The organism is Streptomyces sp. NPDC051104 (genome assembly GCF_040682835.1).
GTDB lineage: Bacteria > Actinomycetota > Actinomycetes > Streptomycetales > Streptomycetaceae > Streptomyces > Streptomyces cynarae.
The window spans coordinates 1-1,424 of sequence record NZ_JBFBBS010000146.1; the positions used below are offsets into that span (position 1 = coordinate 1).

Here is a 1,424-nt window from a genome sequence, read left to right on the forward strand (position 1 = left end):
TTTGCTGATGATACCAGTTCTCCTACTCCTGTTTATCGGGTTTATAATCCAAGAAATTTAGAACATTTATATACCTCTAGCCTTAACGAAAAGAATACGTTGGTACGTATTGGTTGGGGGAGGTTTGAGGGAGTAACTTTCTATGGAAAAAATAATGGTGATACACCTATATATAGGCTTTATAACTTTTCGATTAGGCAGCATCTGTATACTGCTGATCTTAATGAAGCAAGGGTGTTAAGCCGCAGTGGTTGGAAGAATGAAGGAATTGTTTTTCGAGCGACAGTAGCGGGAAGCGTTCCAGTATATAGATTGTATAGTTCAAAGATTAAACAGCATTTATTCACTACTGATGCGAACGAGAAAAGAGTTTTAAGTGCTGGAAATTTTTGGAGATATGAAGGTATTGCTTGGTACGGTGTTTCTGCTACAAATAGTGACTCTGATGATATACTTTTGGTAAATCATAGAGGTAATCACACAGAGTTTCCAGAGAACTCTGTTGAATCAGTTCTTTCAGCAAAATATTCAGCGGTAGAAACTGATATTCAAACAACTTCTGATGGGCAATGGGTTAATATGCATGATGCAACTGTTGATAGAACAACTAATGGACATGGAGCTGTTGCAGATCTTACTCTTGCCCAAATTCAAAATTTATATCTAAAAAATAATTCTGGTCAAATAACACAGTACAAAGTTCCAACTTTAGATCAATACCTTGCAGCTTGTAAGCAAAAGGGAGTTATTCCATTAATAGAAATTAAACAGGCAACCGCTACCCCTGAACAGTATTCAGATATTGCTATGAAATTTGAACAGTATGGTTTTTCTTCAACAGGGTATATTATTTCAGGTTATGAAGAGCCACTAAGTAAGATTGAGTCTTTAATCCCAACAGTTAATGTTATGTATATTGTGGAAGGGTATTCTACTGAAAATGTTACTTTTGCAGTATCTTTAGGAATTAAATCTGGACTGGATATGGGATATACTAACATTAATCAGCAGGTGGTTGAGGCAGTTCATGCATCAGGAATAAAAGTTGGGGCCTGGACAGTTGGAGATATTAATACATTAAAATATTTGCAAAGTATTGGCGTTGATGTTTTGACTACTAACTATTAAGGAGATATTTATGAAAGATAATGAAAAACAGAGGATTGTTCTTGTAGCAGGAACATTTGATATATTACATGAAAGTCATATCAATATGCTTCGTAATGCGCGCAATCTTGGTGATAAACTAATTGTAATGCTCTCTACAGATGAATTTAATGCCACAAAAGGTAAGAAGTCATATCAAGAGTATGATACAAGAAAATATGTCTTAGAATCCGTAAGATATGTTGACTTGGTTATTCCGGAACAATCATGGGATGATAAAGCACTTTATATTGATATGTTTGATGTTGATATATTTG

Annotated in this window: 2 protein-coding genes; both read left to right on the forward strand. The window is 34.8% G+C overall.

What is annotated here, in order from left to right; genetic code table 11:
• On the forward strand, positions 1-1,128 hold a 1,128-nt coding region (locus tag AB0N14_RS40140; protein ID WP_366030616.1), incomplete at its 5' end, for a glycerophosphodiester phosphodiesterase family protein.
• A gap of 10 nt (positions 1,129-1,138) precedes the next feature.
• On the forward strand, positions 1,139-1,424 hold a 286-nt coding region (locus AB0N14_RS40145; protein WP_366030617.1), incomplete at its 3' end, for an adenylyltransferase/cytidyltransferase family protein.